The sequence below is a fragment of the Kitasatospora sp. NPDC088346 genome, from assembly GCF_044740765.1.
In the GTDB taxonomy this organism is placed as follows: Bacteria; Actinomycetota; Actinomycetes; order Streptomycetales; family Streptomycetaceae; genus Kitasatospora.
Map to the genome: position 1 here is coordinate 19576 of NZ_JBIURH010000023.1, position 18740 is coordinate 38315.

The following is an 18740-nucleotide window of genomic DNA, read 5'->3' on the forward strand; positions in this document are numbered from 1 at the left end:
GGCCATGTGCCCTGCCATCACGTCGCCATCACCGTTCACCCGAACGAGAACAGCGGGCCTGTCATTTCTGACAGACCCGCTGGTCACATACGTCGGGACGACAGGATTTGAACCTGCGACCCCTTGACCCCCAGCCGTCTCGCCTGCCTGCAAGAGGAGAACGGTCCACGACCGTGGGGTTGGACCGCCGTCAGCTGATGCTGGCTGGTAGCTACGTGCTTATGTCCCAGGTTGCGGTAGCTCGGCGAGCATCTGTCGTCAGCTGACCGCTTGGATGAGGAGAGCGGCATCAGCTCGCAGGGCCCGTAGTCCAAGTCGTTCTTGGGGGATCCGCTGCCGGGTGGCGATGAGGTTTGCGGCTGCGCTTCGGAGGTCGTCAGGCAACCACGTAGTCAGGGGCTTCGGGTCGGTGATTCCGCTGTTGGACTTGTCGGGGCGTGGGGTGCCGTGGGTGAGCAGCCAGCGGTAGAGGGCTGCAGCGGGGCGGAGGGCGGGCAGGTTGTTCTGCTCGGCGGTAACGGCTGCGTTTGCCGCGATGCGCAGTCCTGCGACGTCGAGGTCACCGAAGTAGTAGGCGGCTGTCGGCAGGGGATCGAGGAGGGTCAGGGCGGTGATGGAGGCGGGGAACTGATTTCCGCTGCCCCAGCCGATGTGGAGGCTGGGCCGGCTGGCGGGGTCGAGGCTGCGGGCGATGGTGAGGAGGGAGTGGAATGTGGCGTTGTTCTCGGTGACCAGGAGGCGTGGGTCACCAGTTCCGGGGATGTACTGCGACGGGAAGGGTACGGGGGTGGGGTAGCACGCCAGGAGGTTGAGGTTGAGTGCGCCGCTGGTGAAGAGGCGCTTGGGGGTATGGGTGGCGAGGGCCTTTTCGTCGTCGAGGATCTCCAGTGAGCGCTCTTCGATGGGGGCGGGTTCGGGGTGAGGGTTGTCTCGCAGCCAGACCGCGATGCGTTCGAGGAGGTCGTGTTCGTCCGGGCGGGACGCGATGGTGGCGGCTTGTTCGAGCGCCTGTGGCCACACCCGGTCGGCCGGTCGGGCCACCGTGGAGCGTGCAGTGGTCTTTCCGATCCAGCGGGGAAGTGGTGGCTGGGTGCGGTCGTCCCAGCCCTTGCGCGCCTTGGGCAGTTGGATGGCGCCGTCGGTGGCGAGCTTGGTGAGCGCTTCAGCGAGCCTGGTTCGTGCGCTCGGGTCACCGAGCAGCGTGGGGTCGGCGGTGGTCGCGTGGCGCAGAAGGGTGTCGACCTGGATGCGCTGGCCCTGCTGCTCTGCGATATGAGCGGACAGGATGTCGATGAGAGGCCGGGTCATGGCGTCTCGCCGTCGGTATTCGCCGTCTCGTCGTGGGCGACTCGGGCTCCGGTGATGTAGCCGGTTGTGGCTTCGCTGGTGGCAGCGGAGGTGTCGGGGACGATGTAGCGGCGGTTCTGGGTACGGCCCGGGCGATTGTCGAGACGGATGACGTTGGGGAAGAGCGAGATCGCGTTGGGGTCCTTGACGCCAGTGGTGTAGATGAGCTGGACCTTGTGTGCTGCGGCGACGGCGCGCTGGAGGCGGACGAGGTCGCCATGGGATGCGCGGCCGATCGGGTTGTCGAGGAGGAGCACTCCGCCGGATCGGTCCTTGCGGCCGGCGTTGGCGGCGCGCAATGCCGCGATGGTGCAGTAGAGCGCGACGCAGACGGTGAGCTTCTCGCCTCCGGACCACTTTCCGAGGCGGGTGATGTCCTCGGTGGTGGCGACGGTGTCGCGGGCGGGTTTGAGCGCTTTGACGGTGAAGCCGCGGGGACCGACGGCCTCGTGAACAGCGTCCTTGAGCAGGGGCAGACCTTCGGGCTTGACGCCGTGGGTGACCCGCCGTTCGATGACACGGTTGACGTAGGTGCGCAGGTCCGCGTCGCTGGCGGGTGCGTCGAAGGCGATGCGAAGCATCTGTTTGCCGGCCCAGCCGCCGGTCTTGGTGTTGACGCGCGAGTACCGCTCGGCCTTGCGCAGAGTGTCGAGGGTGTTGGCGACCAGGCGGGCCAGGGAGTCGGTGACGATCGCCTGGTCCTTGGCAATGCCTGCGAGTTCGCCGTCGATCATGTCCGCCCGCAGGGCGAGCTGGGTTGCGAGTTGCTGCGCGTTCTTGGCCAGGGTCTCCTCGGCGTCGTGGAGGACGCGGTCCTTCGCGGGTGTTGCGACGTTCGGGTACCTGGCTCCGAGGCTTCGAAGGGCGGCAACAGCCTTGGTCCGAGTGGCGGCTGCCTCCGTGCTGCCTTGCTCGGCCGTGCGGATCCGCGCGATGATGTCGCGCTTGCGTTCCTGGGCCTGTGCCGTGTTGCCCGTGAACGCCGCCGCGCCGTCCGGATCCGGTTCGGGGAGGCCGTCGGTGAGGAGGTTAAAGAAGCTGATCGTGCCGTTGAGTTCGGTGTGCTTCTTTTCGAGGTCGGCGAGTTCACGCTCGGCTTCGGACCTGCGTTCGCCGGTGCTCTGCCCGATCTGCTCCTGTTCGGCAGCGAGGGCGCCTGCGTGCTCGGCGGTGCTCGGCTCGGTGGGCAGGGCACGGCGTGGCGGATCAGCACGGCGCTTCGCGACGGTCGCGAGCGCGCTGGTGTGCCGTTCGATGTCGGAGGCGGCCCGCCCTCGCTGGTCGATCGCGTCCCGCTCGGAGGTCCGGGCGGCGGTAAGGGCTGCTGAACGCTGCTGAGCGGTCTGGCCCTCCGCAGTGCGCAGCAGCTCGGCCGCATGAGCCTGGGTCTGGGGCGGAATACGGGTGAGGGCGGCGTTCTCCTTGGCGATCGTCTCGGTGAGCGTCTTCTCACGCTCAGCAAGAACTGACTTGGCGGCCTGGATCTCCCAGGCGCGCCGGGCGTCGTGGTACCGCTTGCGGAGCGCTTCGAGTGGGGCTTTTCGGTCGTCGTCCACGGTCGGCTCGGTGTCGAGGTAGATCAGTGAGCTAGCCTCGGAGCGTAGGGCGCTGGCGGCTTCCTGCTCCTTCTCGGCGAGTAGCTTGCTGTGGGTTGCTGTCTCGAAGGCAGTGTTGGCCTGCTCTTCGAGCTGTTGGGCAAGCTCAGTTGCTGCGGCCCGGCGGCTTTCGGCGTCGTGCAGGTCGTCTCGCCAGGTTGCCGCGGTAGCGGTCCGCTCGGCCAGGCCTGCGAGTCGGGTGCGGACCTTTTCGATGCGGGTGATCTCGGTCTGGGTGGTGTCCTGGAGGTCGCTGTCCTCGGCCTCGGCGCGATTCAGCTCGTCGAGCGCCTGCTGGGTGTTGCGCAGGGCGGTGTCGTGGGCGGTGATCGCCTGGTCGAGGTCGTTGATGCGGCGAGTGAGAGCCGGCAGGTGGTCGGCCGGGCACTCCTTGACGAACGAGGTGACCGCATCCAGGAGGTTGCGGTCTATTGCCCTGGCCTCGGTCAGGGCAGCTTGCCTGGCAGTGTGGGCCTCGGTGCGGGCCGTGACCTGGCGGATGGTCGTGTTGGTGGACGAAGCGTCGATCAGCCCGCGGTGCAGTCCGGTCCAGGCAGGTCCTGGGTTCTCGGTGACTGCGGCCTGCGGGCCGTGAGTGGCGATGGCGGAGGCGGCCTGGGAGGTGTAGACGCCGACGAGTGCTGTGGTAGTGGCGTCGACCGAGGCCAGAACGGTGACGGCTGCCTGGTGCTGCTCCGTCGGGACGACAACGCCGATGCCGATGCGCGAAATGTGAGGATCGATGAGGGCTTCGGCGAGGCGGCTTTCCGGGAGAAGGGTCCGCAGGTGCTGCCAGCCCGTTTCGGCAGTAATTCCGTGTTCGGCGAGCGTGGTGCGGACACGGTCTGCGTCCAGTGTGGTGGGCAGCAGGCCGGTCCGTGTGTGAGCGTCGAGGGTGCGCTTGTCGTCGAGGTGCTCCGCTTCCAGGCGGACCAGTTCGACGTCCACGTCGACGATGGCGTTCGCGAGCCGCCTGGTGAGTGTGTCGGTTTCCGCCCACAGGTTCACCGGGGAGTCGTCGGTGGCTTCGATCAGGTCCTGGATGCGGCGGTTCGCCGCGAGTTCCTCGGCGCGGCGCGTGAGGGTTTCGCGTTCGCCTGCCAGGCTTGAGCGGTCACTGTCGAGTCGCGTGCGTTCGCCGGTGTGGAAGGCGATCTTGTTGGTCAGCTCGGTACGGAGGGCCGGCCGCTGGCCACGTCGTACCCGGATCTCTCCCAGGACACCTTCAAGCCCGTCCAGCTGCACCCCGAGGTCAGTGTCGTGGACGGCCGGATCGGTGATCTCGGTGGGCAGGACGCCGTCACGGACCGCCGCGCGAAGATCCGCGGCCAGTCGCTCCAGGTCTGCATGTGCCCGGGCGATGTCCTTGTCAGCCGCCGAGGCCGCGCCTCGCGCATCCGCCGCCGCGCGGAGGTGGTCCTCGCGTTCCTCGGCCGCTGTCGTAGCGTCCTCGTCGGCGATCACGGCACGCGCGTCGTGTTCCTCGGCGAGTCCCATGAGCCGAAGGCGCAGGCGCGCGGTGTGCTCGTCGTGCTCACGGCGCTGCGGCGCGCTCTGAGCGCGCTCGGCCTCGGCCTCGCGCCGGGTGACGTCGAGAGCCTGCTCAGCTTCAGCTCTGGCCGCCAGATGCTCGGTGGCGTCCCAGGCCGCCACCAGACCACCTGCTTCGGTGACCGCCCGATCGGCCTCATCGAACTGTCCCCGCGCGTCGGCGATTCGGAGCTCTGCTGCGCGCTTCTCGTAGAGATAGACGAGGTCGTAGGCGACGCCGCGCTCGGTTTCCGCTGCCGACTTGCGTGCTTCGGCATCTGCCTTGTGCTCGGCGAGGCCCTCCTGCTGGGCCTGGGCCTCGGTGACCGTCGTGCTGAACGCGGCAGCGAGCGTGGCGCCTTCGGCGATGGCGCGGTCGAGCGTGATCTCGGAGTCTTCCACGTCCTGGTGCGCGACCATCACTCCTTCCAGTCCGGCGGCGGCATCCAGGCAGAACGCCCGCTCGGCTTCCCTACCTGGCTTGGTGGCGAGCAGGGAAGCGATGGAGGAGAGCCGTTCGGCGACGTTGGTCGCGTCGTCCGGGGAAACGGTGAGGTCGATGAGGAGGTCGATGAACTCGCGGGCGGAGGAGAATTTGAACAGCTCGTCCACGCCACCCTCGACGTGGTTCATCTGCTTCTGGGTCCGGAACAGGGAGGGGTCCACGCCCCGGTTCGCCAGCTGCGTCGTCCAGTCGTGCTGCCGCTCGGTGGTGACCAGGTCCATCGCGTGGGGATGGGCTGCGGCGGCCTCTTTGAGCTTGGTGATGAACGTCGCCCGCCGCCGGGGGGCACCGGTCTCGTCCAAGATCGGCAGGCGCTCCAGGTCGATGACACCGGGGACCGCGTAGAAGGCGTAGAAGGTGGTGTCGAGCTTGTCCCGGGCCCGGTCGGCATCGGCGGGACGGCGCAGGTCGACCCATTCGTAGACGGCGCCGGTGACCAGGACGCGGTCGGGCCGGCCGTCGAGGGTCTGCGAGGTTGCGGGGTGCCAGACGGCGACGGTGTGGGAGGTGTCACCGGAGTCGACGTAGTCGGTCAGGCTGCGCTTGACAGCCCGGCCCATGAAGTCGGTCGCCCTGGGCAGCATGAGCGCGTAGAAGAGCGAGAGCAGCGAGGATTTGCCGCCGCCGTTGCGCAGCCACACGATCGAGTCGTCCGGGGTGGCGACGATGCCGTGCGGGGCGGTGAAGTCCAGGGTGACGTCGGTGAAGCGGGCGGAGCGCTCGCCGATGGAGTGCAGGCGCAGGGCCGCGAGGTGGTAGGTCACTTCTCCTCCGTCGTGTGGTCGTCGCTGCCGGAGGTGGCTGCTGCGGTCGCAGTGTGTTCGCCGCGGGCGAGGGCGGCGAGGAAGGTGTAGGCGGGTTCGCTGGCCATGTCCTTGACCTGGATGCGGAACCGTTCGGTGAGGATCCACGTGCCGTCGGTGCCGTCGGTGCGGGCCATGCCCTGTTCGACGAGCCATCCGAGGGTGTTGCGGACCCAGTAGAGGGTGCACTTGGGGGACAGCCGTCCCGATCCGCGTCCGCGGTCACCGACCAGGACGGGGGGCAGTTCGTGGTAGACGCGCCAGGCTTCGTCGAGGCCTTCCTCCGGGATGGTCTCGCCTGCGGCATCGACGACCTGCAGGCGCTCGCAGAGGGATCGCATCCACTGTTCGAACTCCGTGTCCGGTACACGGCGGATGCGTTCCTCGTCGAGTTCGGCCGGGCTCGGGTAGGCGTAGGCGGCGATCCCGACCAGGACGAGCCCGGCGAGCAGTCGGCTGTTTCTCGTCCCGGCGTTCGGCATGTCGGTGACGCGGAAGGCGAACGGGGACTCCGGTTCGACGCCCAGGACGAGGCCGAAGTCTCCGTCGGACAGGACCCGGGCTCCGAGGCCGTGCAGGACGGCGTCAGCGGCGGTACGAAAGTGCGGCTCGCTGCGGTAGCGGCCGAGCAGGCGGCGGTATTCGGGACTGCGGCCGGGGCGCTGCGTGGGCTGGAGTGCGTACCCGATAAGGGTGCCCAGGTCGGTGTGATCGGTCTGTGTCAGCGTCATGCGCTCTCCTGGGCAGAGCGGTGGAGGGAGGTGACCGGGGCGGGGTCAGCGGTCTCGAGGGCGTCCGGGTGCGCGGCGATGATGAGGTCGTCGCCGTCCCAGTCGGCAAGGCGCAGGGGCAGCCCGTCGGTGTCGGCTGCCGCGCGCGGGCCGAGGATCTGCGCTGCAAGGTCGGCAGAGATCGGCTGGCCGGGTTCGAGGTCCTCGGGGGCGTAGCACCACAGCGCGGTGAGGGCGAGGATCTCTGCGGTCTGCTGGCGCTGGCGGGGATCAGCGGATTCGTCGTCGGCGAGGGCGCCAGCCAGCAAGGCCGACAGCCGGGTGGGCATGCCGGTGCGGGTGACGACGCGCTGGGCCGCGGTGATGACCTCGGGTGGGATAGTCGGCGGGTCCGCGTCCCCGACCTCCTCGTCCGTGTCGCCGAGGTCGCGTGTGTCCTCCAGGGGGCCACGGGCGGCCCAGAGGTCGTCGATCAGCCGGTACAACCGTGGGAGTTTGGGCGGCCTCGGTCCTGTGATGTCGGACAGCCACCGGTCCGCCACCAGTAGGGCGGTGTCCGTGTCGAGGCCGAGGAGCGGTATAAGTACTTCCTGGCCGAGGTCGGGCAGGTAGCCCAGGGCCGGAGGCCGGAACGCCTGACGGTCCTGTTCATCGAGGAAGATGCTGCGGGCGGTGATCACCTGGCGGTGCAGTGCCTCGTGCCGGCGCGCGCACTCGGTGAGGATTCCTGCGATCCGGGCGGCCGCGGCAGTCACCTGCTCATCCTCGGCATCAAGCGATTCGCGGACCTTAAGCAGGAGGCGGTGTTCCGAATCCAGGCGGCCGGCGATGTGTTCACGTGCCGCATCCAGGCGTGCCGGGACGTCGTTGGCCCACTGGTCCAGCACGGACCGCAGGTCCCGGCGCGTGTCCTTGATCAGCCGGTTGAGGTCGTCGGCGAGCGAGACCGAGAGCAGGCGGGCACGGACGGCGGCTCTTTCGGCTGCGGCGAACGCGCCCTTGGCGAGCTGGCGCTCCAGCATGAGCTCGCTGGCGACTTGCTCGTCCTCGACGTCGAACTCCAGGCCCCCGATCAGGGCGTTGATCGCATCCCGGGTCGCGTTCAGGACGACTTCACCACGCACGGGGTCTTCGCGCTCGATCAGCAACCGGAACTGCACCTGCCGCTGCTGGTGCGCTCCGTCCTCGCTGGTGTAGTCGCTGATCCGGTAGGTGAACGGCGCCTCGCGCTGGGCCCGGTTGAGCAACGCGTCGAGGGTGTACCTGGCGACGTTGAGATGCTCATCCGCAGGACGGCCGGGTGCGGCCCGGCGGGCGAGGGCCGCGAGTCCCTCCGTCACCGCCGGGTAGGTGGCCTCGTCCTCGAAGCCCTGCTGCGCGATGATCAGGTCGATGGCAGCGAGAGCGAACGTCGCGACGTCGTATGTGGCGTCCGGCCAGTCCTGACGCACGGCGCCCGCGGCGGCTTCCGCGATGGGGCGGGACCGCATCAGCACGGCAACGCGCGCCGGGAATGTGCGGTCGAACACCGCCAAGTCCCCGGGACCGGGCATCGAGGACGCGGCTCTGCCGTCGGCCTCATCAAAGGGTATGTCCAACGTGCGCTCCTTCCCCGAGCCAGCGCATGGTCCGTACCGTAACCGCTCGCACCGACAATGCGCTGGGAGATCGCTCACATAGGTCGACTCACCCGCCGACATCACCATCAGTTCGGCTCTACCGGGTGTAACCAACGGCGACGGAGGAGGGAAGGTCCTTCGGGGCCAACGCGGCTAAGGTGCTCGGGTGGCAGCAGGTGGGTGCCTCTTCCTTCGGAGCGTAGGCGGCCTGCGGTCGTGGCGCTCCGGCTGCGTCGGTCTTCAGGCGGCATCCGATAGCTGCTCCGATGACATCGCCGGTTCGTATACGAGCTGAAAGTCGCAGTCGCCCGGACGCCGGCCCAGCCTCTGGAGCGTCAGCGCTGCCAGCAAGCCGGCTCCGGGCCCGCACGAACGTGCCCTCCCGATCGCGGGGCACGTCTATCTCGACCGGGCCGATCTCGGTCAGCACTGTCTTCGAGCGGGCTCCGTTGCGGGAGTTGCCGGAGCCGGCTCCGGCGGGGTCGTGCTTCTCATAGCCGAGGTGGTCGGTGAGTCGCCCTCAAGGGCGGACTCCAGGATCTTCTTCGTGAGCTGTTGCAACAGCCCGCCGGCGCCGGTCAGGTTCAGGCCCTCGGCCCTCGGCCCTCGGCCCTCGCCCGGCCGACCAGCTGCCCGATGAGCTGGTCGTCGAGCGTGTCCTGGCGCTCGGCCGCCGGCACACTCCAATGCCCGACGCCGGGAGAGAATGGCGGAGCGATCTGAGATCCTCAGCAGGCCCAATGACCTCCGAGATTGAGCAATAAGCCTATTCTTCCTCTTCTTCTGTTTCCTGGCGCAACCGGTCGGCGATGTCCACGAGGGAGCCGCGCTGAGGCACGAACCAGCGCCGCGTTCCCTGAAGCGGCTTGCTCTGGTGGCCGGCCTCCACGAGCATCTTCTTGGCCAGACCGGTCGGTGAGTACGCGACGCCGTCCACCGCCCATACCAAGCAGTTGCGGCGCTGCCGGGTCCAGGTCGCACGCGCTCGGCGCGCATCCGCCGTGAGCCAGGGGGTGAGCTGCTGCTGCTCGCGGCCGGGGACTGGGCGGAACTCCAGAAGAGTCCCTTCCTCCAGCGCGTTATTCTCAAAGATCACGGTGACTGCGTTTGCTTGCCGTGCGTGTTGTTCACGCTCGGACGCCCGGTACTCCGGCGAGAGGGGAGGTGGTTGAATGTCGCCCTGCAAGGTTGCCAGCGCCGAACCAACAAGGTCCGAATATCTCTCAGCATTCCGGAAGATGCTACTCACCTGACTCTTAGGTCCGTAACCTGTGTCGATCCAATGGATCAGGGTGGCTACGCTGGCGTCTACGAGCCCGGCGACGCACGCCGGTACCGTCGACCAATCGGACTCCGGAATCTCCCGCCAGCCCTGGGGTAGGCGCTGGAAGGTCACATGGGCGATGAGCAGCCGCCCAAGGTCGGCGAGTGTGCCGGCGCGCCCCTCCCACTGCGGACGTTGTGTAGCAATCTGCCGCTCGACCTCCCTGAACACCAGGATGGTGCGCCAGGTCCTGACCGCGTCGGTACGCTGGAGCGGAAATAGCCGGTGGTGCAGCTTCGGATCCCAAAGAAGGTTGATGTCCACGTTGGCTTGGAAGGACAGTTCCGGAGAGGCGTGAGCGCAGGCGAGTGCGGTTGCGGCCTCCCTCAGAGTGCAACCATCATCCTTCGACTGCGGCGGTTCCTCGCCCCGGCGCAGGACATATGTCTTCCGCAATCGAAGCAGGAAGTCGTCGCGGAGTTGCTGCTGCACCTTCTCTAGAGCGATGAAGTCCTGAGGCTCCACCCTGTTCTGGGTATTGGTCGTCCGGGTGACGTCGTGATCGAAGCTTTCCGGGCAGTCCGTCAAGGAAATGATTCGGACGCCGATCCGTGCACGCGTCACGACATCCGGGGTTTTCTGGTATGCCTCGTGAACGGAGGCGACCGTCTGAGCGCCGTTGACGATGCTCGCGCCCTCCATTTCAAGGTCCCCCCGAGGGCCCATGATCACCTTGTCACACAGTACCGTGATCCCGTTGTTGAAGTACCAAAAGTATTCGGGCTTCCTGCGAAGGGTCTCCACGAGAGTGCGATTGACCGCAGTGACGCCGAGGGGATTACGGATGTTCCGCTGGAAGAGCCGGTGATGATTGTCCTCGTACCAGCGGGCAACCTCCGCAGCCCCGATCGTGCCGTGGTACGCCAGGATGGGTTCCTTGATCGGACTGACATCGACAGCCGAGGCTGAAGCCTTCAGCTTGATCTGGGGTTCAGCAATTCCGGAGCGCAAGATGCGGATGAAGTCCGGTAGCCGAAGGGCACGCAGACGCAACGAGTCCTCGTACTCCGCGCAGAATCGGTCGAGCACCTCCTTAGCTTCAGCCCCCAACGGCTGGGTCCCGGCCCAGGCCGGCAGTAGGGTGATCTGGACCCGCGGATTGCTGAGCGCTCGTTCCAGATCGGGGATGAGCGGCGTCAGCTTAGCGTTGAAGCACTGGTACTCCCGAGCGATCAGCAGTTCCAGGCCGTTCTTCAGATCGAGCGCAGCGTTCTTGGAGAATGTGGCTGTGCCTTCGCTGCTCCACTTCGCCTGCACCACCCAGACCTGAGGCTCCTCCGAAGTGAGATCCACCGCCACAGCGTCGATTCCCTGGTCGCCGAACGAGTCGATGACGAACTCAGCGCAGCGCGCTAGCGGATACCCGGTGAACTCGCGGATTGCTAGGGCAGCCAGGGAACGGGAGAGAAACGAGCTCCGCCGGGTTCGCTCGTCGAAGCGAGACAGGTCGTCAACGGCGATGATCCCGGTGAACTGCTCGTCGAGGGCGTGTTCGAGCTGCTGGGCATGCAGAGCGGTCACTTGGCTCCTGTCGGCGGGTTGCGGCTTACTGGGACGGGTGGCAGGGATACGCCCACGCCTCACCAGCGATTCAGGTTGCTTGCCCAGGAGGCTGCACGTCAAGCGCTTCGCCGCATTGCGTAGTCGGAGTGGGACTGAGAGCAGCGAGTTCCGATTGAGCGTAACGGTGCTTGACTTCGTTGGGAGGAGCATCGCGAAGGCTCTGCGGAGGAGGTCCTCCTAGAGGAGATCACCTGGGCTGGTGCGGAGCGACGCTTCTGGGCTTCCGGCGCGGGGGTCGTGTACTACAACCCTCGTCGGAGAAGGCGGCCGAGCTGCTGGCCGGGTGGACTCCCTCTCGTGGATCGCGGCCGCACGCGCCGAGCTCCCGCGGCAAACGGCGCCGGCTTCAAGGGCGACCCGAACCAGTAGGGTGACGTGCCAGACACTGCTTCAGTGACTACTGCAGTGGGGCCGTGTGATCGACTACTCCCGGTGTTCACGACGAGCTGGAGCGAAGCCCGGTCCAGGAGCTCGACGTGACTCGTCTCTTCGTCGCTGCACCTGATGATCGCGGTCTCACGGTTGAGCAGGCCGCGGGCTGAACTGTGGTGTATCTCTGCTGGGCACGGGCTGCTCGTCCGCGCGGCCCAGCTACGGGATCTCGAGCGCGGCCGGCCTGTCCGGAAGCAGGCTTGGTGTGATCCTCGGCTGACGGGGATGCTCGTCAGGAGCATCGCTGAGCTCTTCGCGTACTGACATTCCCCTCGTAGCGTGGAGTCGTGACCAGAGGGGAAGCCTGGGCCAACGTGATGGCCTGGGCCGGCTACTCGGTACTGCGAGACGTCCGTGAGCTCCGAGTCACTTGCTTCGCGCTTCAGCACGCCGCTGCGGACCCGGCCCGCCACCGCCAGCAGGCCCACTACCGTCTTGCGCGTCTTCAAGGTCGTCATGGACCTCGCCCATGGGGGTAGACGGCCGTCTGATGAGTCCCGCCTCCCGGGGAGGGCTTGATGTCATGCCCCGCGACCAGATCAGTCACACCCCACTCTTGAGTTGTGCACCCGTAGGCAAACCCTGAGAGATTGTCCTCGGCTACGGCTACCCTCGGAAGCTGATCACGGTTGACGCAGACGAGGACGAGGCGGCTCAATGGGCGTACGCAGCGCCGTAGGAACTCCAGATCCCAAGCTAGTTGAGCTGGCGCAGAGATCAAGAAACTTTGGCTTCCTTCTCCCGCACCTGCCCTTGCTGGTGGCCTATGGCGCTGGAGCAGAGGCCACAGTCTTCGACGACCCGAATACGTCACTGATTAAGGCACGACAGTTCGGCGAGGTGATGGCCGCAGACTTGGTCCGCCGCGGCCGTGTCCGAGTGGAAGGCGATCGGCAGGTTGACCGGTTGCGGTCGCTCGACCGCGAGGGCTATCTCCACGGCACCGTCGGGAGCGCCTTCCACGAACTGCGTACCGTCGGTAACGACGCAGTCCACATGAACGTAGCCGACCCGCAGCTGGCGTTCCGGTGTCTGCAGACCTGCTTTCGCTTGGCGGTGTGGTTCCACCGACTGCTGACCGGGTCTCGCGAGCAGTTGCCGTTCGTCCCGCCACAGCCGCCCGCGCACACGCTAGGCCTTCGCAACCAGATAGAGGAGGCAACGCGGGCACTGGCAGAGGCGCGGCTGACCCTCCAGGACAAGGCCAGCTACGCCGATGCCGAGCGCGACGCACGACTGACGGCCGAGCGGGAACTCGCGGCGGCCCGGGCACAGCAGGATCAGCTTGCCCAGATCGTTGCAACGATGCAGCAGGAGCTCCAAGCGCTCCAGGCCAGTTTCGACGCGGCCCGCGTTCCGGAGCTTGCAAAGGAAAAGGACAAAACGGCAGCCTCGGTGGCTGTGACCGAGCGGGCCCGGTTGCTGGACAACGCCGAGGCCGCGTCGCGGGAACCGCTGACCGAGGTGCAGGTGCGCGCGCAGCTGGACCAGATGCTCCTGGAAGCAGGCTGGTCGGTCCAGGATCACGGACCGCGATTGAACCTGTTCGTTAAGGGAGACGAGCGCGGATCGGGCGTGGCAGTACGCGAGGTGACTACGGCAGGGGGCCGGGCCGACTACGTGCTGTACGTGGATCGGAAGCTGGTCGGAGTCATCGAGGCCAAGCGCGAGGGTGCGGACCTGTCGGCTGCTGAGGAGCAGGCCGACCGATACGCGCACAGCCTAAGCAGCGGGCAGCGCCTGGCGGCGTGGCGGCCGGAGCTACCGTTTCGGTATGCCAGCGATGGTGGTGAGACGCGGTTCCGCAACAGCTTGGACCCAGATTCGCGCTCGCGGAGAGTGTTCTCATTCCACCAACCGCGCACGCTGTCGCGGTGGATGCGCCAGGCAGACGAAGATCCGCAGGCCCCGAGTTATCGGGCGCGCGTGCAAGTGCGAATGCCGGAGCTAGACCCTGCGGGCTTGCGCCCGGCTCAGGTTGAAGCGGTGCGAGGTGTCGAGCGCTCTCTGGCTGAGGGTCGAGGACAGGCCGGGGCGGGCCAGAGCCGGTCGCTGGTACAGATGGCCACTGGCGCCGGCAAGACGTTCACTGCAGTTACATTCTCTTACCGACTCCTCAAGCATGCCCGCGCGGAGCGGGTTCTGTTCCTGGTCGACCGCAATAACTTGGGCGTCCAGGCCAAGGCAGAGTTCGAGAACTACACCACCCCCGATACGGGCCGGAAGTTCACTGAGCTGTACAACGTCCAGCGCCTCGACGGCGATGGCATTGCGCCGTCGTCGAAGGTCGTCGTCTCCACCGTCCAACGGTTGTACATGTCCCTTACGGGCAAAGAGTTGGCGGAGATCGACAGCGATGACCTCGAGAAGGACCCCTACGACGTTCCCGGGGACATCGCCGTCGGCTACAATCGAGGAATTCCACCTGAATCCTTCGATCTGATCATCGTAGACGAGTGCCACCGCTCGATCTATGGCAAATGGCGCTCCGTCCTAGAGTATTTTGATGCGCCAGTGGTGGGGCTAACGGCAACTCCAGTAGCGCAGACCTTTGGCTATTTCAATGGCAACCTGGTCAGCGAGTACACCTACGAAGAAGCCGTCGCCGACGGAGTAAACGTCACATTCAACGTGTACCGCATCCAAACGGAAATCACCGGCAAGGGCGGGGTGATCGCCAAGGGCACTATTCCAATGCGCGATCGCCGCACCCGCCGCCAGCGATACCAGGATATCGACGATGATATTCAGTATGGCGCCAGGGAGGTCGGCACGCGGGTTATCGCGAAGGATCAGCTGCGGACAGTGATCCAAACCTTCCGAGACCGACTCTTCACCGATATCTTCCCCGAGCGAGGGAAGAAGGACCGGACGACCGGAAGGCTGCGACGGGACGAGATCTACGTACCAAAGACTCTCGTATTCGCCAAGGACGACAATCATGCCGAGGAGATTGTCGAGGTCATTCGAGATGTCTTCGGCAAGGGAAATGACTTCTGCGCAAAGATCACACATCAAGCGAAGAAGCCGGCCGAACTTCTCTCCTCATTTCGAAATCTGCCACAGCTGAGGATTGCGGTCACTGTCGACATGATCGCGACCGGGACCGACGTCAAGCCATTGGAATGTCTGCTATTCCTGCGAGACGTCAAGAGCTGGGCCTATTTTGAGCAGATGAAGGGCCGCGGGGCGCGGACCTTGCCGCTGACAGAATTCGAACGGGTCACACCCGGAGTGGGCAACAAGACCCGTTTCGTGATCGTGGACGCGGTCGGGGTAACCGAGAAGCCCAAGATGGACGCTGCCCCGCTCGACCGGGATCCCGAAACGCGGATCAGCTTGGAGAAGCTGCTACAGAAGGCTTCGAACCTCACCATCGACGAGTCGGAGATCTCCACCCTCGCCGCACGACTGGCCAAGCTTAATCTCCAACTCACGGACCCTGAGCGGGCCGAGATCGAGCGCGCCGCCGAAGGTCAGCCCTTGCCGAGTATCGTTCGCGGCCTGGTCCATGCCGTGTCGGTTGACAGCCAGGAGGAAGCACGCACCCGCGGCGGAGACGCTGCGATCCGGGAACTACTGGAGCATGCGCTGCAGCCACTGGCCGGCAACGACGAACTGCGCGCCAAGCTGCTGGAGATTCGACGAGCCAAGGACATCCTTTACGACGAGACTAGTAAGGACTACCTTCTGCATGCTGGAGCGGTCGTCGAGGATGAGGCGAGTGCGCAGGCCGTAGTCACTAGCTGGCGCGAATATCTACACGAGCACCAGGACGAGATCGCCGTCCTCAGCGCCGCGTTCAGCCAGCCCGGAGTCAAACCCCGAGATGCCTACCAGAAGCTGCAGGACGTAGCCCGCAGCCTCGCTCGGCCTCCGCGGGCATGGACCCCCGAGCGGCTGTGGCAGGCATATGAAGCGATGGGTGAGGCCATCGCGGAGCCTGGTGCCAAGCATGGGGTGACCGACCTAGTGGCACTGATCCGTTACGAGCTAGAGGGCGGTGCCGAGTCGGGGGCAGCGCCGGTTCGGCCGTACGCGGCTGTGGTGGAAGAGCGTTTCGCCGCCTGGCTCGAACGGCAGCGCCAGGCCGGCGCCCAGTTCACCGAACAGCAGCTCTGGTGGCTGCGTCGCATCGCCGACGCCACAGCGGCGCGTGTACGCTTCGACTTCACCGACCTCAACTATCCGCCCTTCAGTGCGCGGAACGGTGTATACGGCTTCGTGGCCGCCTTCGGCGAGGCACGAGCCGACGAACTTCTCGATGATCTTGACAGGGAGCTGAGCGCGTGACGAGCGCGGCGGATGCGGCGGTGATGGGCGCGGCGGACCACGCCGGGGACCTACCGTCGGGGTGGGCCTGGGCGAAGCTCAGTGAACTCGGCACCTGGTACGGCGGCGGCACGCCTTCGAAGCGTCGGCCAGAATTCTGGCAGGACGGAAGTATCCCATGGCTGTCTCCAAAAGACATGGGCGATTCCACACTCGCGGGCACCCAAGACCTCATCCACACTTCAGCACTGGACGACTCGCCAGTGAAGTTGGTGCCGGCCCACTCGGTCGCTCTCGTGGTGCGCTCTGGCATCCTCGAGCGCAAGCTCCCGATCGCCTATGTGCCCTTCGCGACCACGCTCAACCAAGACATGAAGGCCGTCAGTCCGCATAAGGGGATCGACCCGCGGTGGCTGACTTGGGCTCTCCGCGCCCACGAGCAATATCTCCTCAAGAACTGCCGCAAGCGTGGCACGACGGTAGCCTCGCTAGAAGTTCCCTGGCTGATGGACGTACTTCTACCTGTACCACCCGCGGCAGAGCAGCACCGAATCGCAGCAAAACTCGAAGAACACATCACTCGGATTACAGCTGGAGAAGCCGCAGTCGCCTCGGCGCGCGCGCAGATTAAAGCCCTCCAGACGAACCTCGTGGATAACGGCATCGCCGCGCTAGACGAATACCCAATCGAGAGGCTCGGTGACCTCCTCCGCGAGCCATTGCGCAACGGGGTGTCGGCGAAGGCTACGGCTGATGGGTCGGGAATTCGCACTCTCACTCTGACTGCGATTACCCAGGGAAGGTTCATCGACGACTTCACGAAGATGACTTGCGCCAACCCTGCTCGCGCCACCGATCTATGGCTCGAGGACGGTGACATCTTCATCGAACGCTCCAATGCCCCCGACCTTGTTGGAACATCTGCACTTTACAGCGGACCGAGCGGTTGGGCAATTTTCCCCGACCTCTTGATTCGTGTACGCGTAGACTGCAATCGAGCCTCGCCGGACTTCGTTGCGCTTGTGCTGAAGACAGAAGCAGTCATGTCTTACTTCAAGCGCAAGGCAAGGGGGCTGAGCGGCTCCATGCCAAAGATCGACCAAACCACAATTTCCGGAACAAGGATTCCACTTCCTAGCCTAGAAAAGCAGCAGGAAATTGTTGCGAATGTCGAAAAGCAACATGCAATTCTTGATCAGCTGATGCCACTGGTGGCGCGGACAAAGGACAATGCTGCGGAGCTTCGTGCTGCCCTCTTCAGCGCCGCTGCCGCAGGCACGCTTGTGCCGCAGGATCCTACCGACGAGCCCGCTTCGGTTCTCCTGGAGCGCATCCGCTTCAACGGCGGCGAAAGCGCCACGGTCCGCAAGCGCACCCTCCGTGTACCGGGCCCCCGCAAGAAGGCCGCCCCCAACCAGGGAGAAATTCCCCAGTGAGCACCACCCCCACTAAGCCTTCCGCCAGCTTCGCCGCCTCCGGCGAAGACACCAGCACCCTGGTCAACCGGCTTTGGTCATACTGCGAGCTGCTGCGCCACAGCGGCGTCTCCACCCTGGACTATGTCGAGCAACTCACATACCTCCTCTTCCTGAAGATGGCGGATGAGCGAGACAAGATCCATCGGCCGATGGCGGAGAAGCGGGGCATCAAGCTTGAGCGACTGGTACCGGAAGGCAGGGACTGGCCGAGCTTGATGGTCCGGTCGGCCGAGCCCCTGGTGGAGCACTACGAGCACATCCTCCGCGATCTGGGGAGCCGCCCAGGGACGATGCTCGGAGAGGTGTTCCTCAAGGCGCAGAACAAAATCCATGAGCCAGCCGTCCTAGAGCGCCTGGTCAAGGACCTCATTAACCCCTACAGCTGGAACCGCACCGACGTCGACCTTAAGGGCGACGCCTACGAGGGCCTGCTGCAGCGCGGCGCTGAGGACCGCAAGACCGGTGCCGGCCAGTACTTCACGCCCCGCCCGCTGATCGACGCCATGGTCGACTGCATCCAGCCTAAACTTGGCGAGAGGATCACCGACCCGGCCTGTGGAACGGGTGGCTTCCTAATCGCCGCGTACGCATATCTTCTCGAGCACTATGGCGACGAGCTCTTCTCCGATGCTGGGCGCAAGCTACAGAGCGGCGACATCACTGGTTACGAGCTGGTTCGCGAGACTGCCCGCCTGGCGCTGATGAACATGCTGCTGCATGGCATTGGGAGCTCGGAAGGCCGCCCGTTGATCACGGTGCAGGACTCACTGGCCAAGGCCCCGGAGCGGTTCTACGACATCGTGCTCGCTAACCCGCCCTTCGGGGTCGGCTCAGTGACCGGCGAGGCGTACACATCCCGCACAGACTTCTGGGCGCAAACCACCAATAAGCAGCTCAACTTTGTGCAACACATCGTCAATCTACTCAAGTCGGACGGCCGAGCCGCCATCGTCCTCCCCGATAATGTCCTCTTCGAGGGCGGCGCAGGAGCCGAGATCCGGCGTCGGCTGCTGGACACCTGTAACGTCCACACCCTGCTGCGCCTGCCGACCGGCATCTTCTACGCCAACGGCGTCAAGGCCAACGTGCTCTTCCTCGACAAGGCGCGCGCAAAGTCCAGTGACCGTCCTGCCACCGAGCAGCTGTGGGTCTACGACTTCCGTACCGACCAGAGGTTCACACTCAAGCAGCGCCCTCTGCGGCGCGAGCACCTGGACGCCTTCGTCAAGTCCTTCCACTCGGGCAACGGGGATTACAACAATCGGATCGCGAACGACCGCTTCCAGCCGTACAGTTACGATCAGCTGGTCAAGCGCGACAAGGTCAACCTCGACCTGACCGTCCTTCAGGGCTCCGGCACCGCCAAGGCGATCACCTCTCCCGAGGTGATCGCCCAAGAGATCGTGGACGACCTGGAGACGGCCCTTGCCGAGTTCTCCGCCATCGCCCAGGCGCTCAAGGTGAGCCGTACCCCCGATGTCGGCCCGAGCGCCACCAGCGAGCACGAGGTGTAACACAGCGAGCCGGTGCGAGTCGCGACC

8 protein-coding genes and 1 pseudogene are annotated in these 18740 nt (G+C 65.7%); 3 read left to right on the plus strand and 6 right to left on the minus strand.

Annotated elements, in window-relative coordinates; all coding sequences use genetic code 11:
- Positions 1-258: 258 nt before the first annotated feature.
- From ACIOFR_RS25645 to ACIOFR_RS25670, 6 genes and pseudogenes are all read right to left on the minus strand, one after another.
- A complete protein-coding gene (locus ACIOFR_RS25645) occupies positions 259-1308 on the minus strand; it encodes a Wadjet anti-phage system protein JetD domain-containing protein (protein ID WP_401001230.1) in 1050 nt (349 codons plus the stop codon).
- Positions 1305-5741, minus strand: a complete 4437-nt coding sequence (locus tag ACIOFR_RS25650; RefSeq protein ID WP_401001232.1) for a hypothetical protein — start codon at positions 5739-5741, stop codon at positions 1305-1307. Before ACIOFR_RS25650 ends, ACIOFR_RS25645 begins: the two co-directional genes overlap by 4 nt.
- Positions 5738-6511, minus strand: coding sequence for a hypothetical protein (locus ACIOFR_RS25655; protein WP_401001234.1), 774 nt, complete (start codon positions 6509-6511; stop codon positions 5738-5740). Before ACIOFR_RS25655 ends, ACIOFR_RS25650 begins: the two co-directional genes overlap by 4 nt.
- Positions 6508-8109 carry a hypothetical protein gene (locus tag ACIOFR_RS25660; RefSeq protein WP_401001236.1) on the minus strand — a complete coding sequence of 534 codons (1602 nt, stop codon included), beginning with the start codon at positions 8107-8109 and terminating at the stop codon, positions 6508-6510. Before ACIOFR_RS25660 ends, ACIOFR_RS25655 begins: the two co-directional genes overlap by 4 nt.
- Positions 8110-8500: 391 nt before the next feature.
- Positions 8501-8706 (minus strand): annotated as a pseudogene (locus tag ACIOFR_RS25665) (transposase); the annotation flags it as partial.
- 190 nt (positions 8707-8896) lie between these two features.
- The gene (locus ACIOFR_RS25670; RefSeq protein ID WP_401001238.1) at positions 8897-10975 is read right to left on the minus strand and encodes an AIPR family protein; all 2079 of its coding nucleotides are present in this window, start codon (positions 10973-10975) and stop codon (positions 8897-8899) included.
- A gap of 1131 nt (positions 10976-12106) precedes the next feature.
- Here ACIOFR_RS25670 and ACIOFR_RS25675 point away from each other — a divergent pair.
- Genes ACIOFR_RS25675 through ACIOFR_RS25685 form a run of 3 tightly spaced genes read left to right on the plus strand, consistent with a single transcriptional unit; the run spans position 12107 to position 18713 of the window.
- Positions 12107-15742 (plus strand): DEAD/DEAH box helicase family protein, encoded by a 3636-nt coding sequence (locus tag ACIOFR_RS25675; RefSeq protein WP_401001239.1) that lies wholly within the window; start codon positions 12107-12109, stop codon positions 15740-15742.
- Positions 15739-17157: a restriction endonuclease subunit S gene (locus ACIOFR_RS25680; RefSeq protein ID WP_401001241.1), complete on the plus strand. Its 1419-nt coding sequence runs from the start codon at positions 15739-15741 to the stop codon at positions 17155-17157. Before ACIOFR_RS25675 ends, ACIOFR_RS25680 begins: the two co-directional genes overlap by 4 nt.
- Positions 17154-18713: an N-6 DNA methylase gene (locus ACIOFR_RS25685; protein WP_401001243.1), complete on the plus strand. Its 1560-nt coding sequence runs from the start codon at positions 17154-17156 to the stop codon at positions 18711-18713. Before ACIOFR_RS25680 ends, ACIOFR_RS25685 begins: the two co-directional genes overlap by 4 nt.
- The last annotated feature ends 27 nt before the right edge of the window (positions 18714-18740 follow it).

Coding starts and splice junctions, on each gene's coding strand:
- ACIOFR_RS25645 (WP_401001230.1), bottom strand. CDS start 1,308: ATGACCCGGCCTCTCATCGACATCCTGTCCGCTCATATCGCAGAGCAG.
- ACIOFR_RS25655 (WP_401001234.1), bottom strand. CDS start 6,511: ATGACGCTGACACAGACCGATCACACCGACCTGGGCACCCTTATCGGG.
- ACIOFR_RS25675 (WP_401001239.1), top strand. CDS start 12,107: ATGGGCGTACGCAGCGCCGTAGGAACTCCAGATCCCAAGCTAGTTGAG.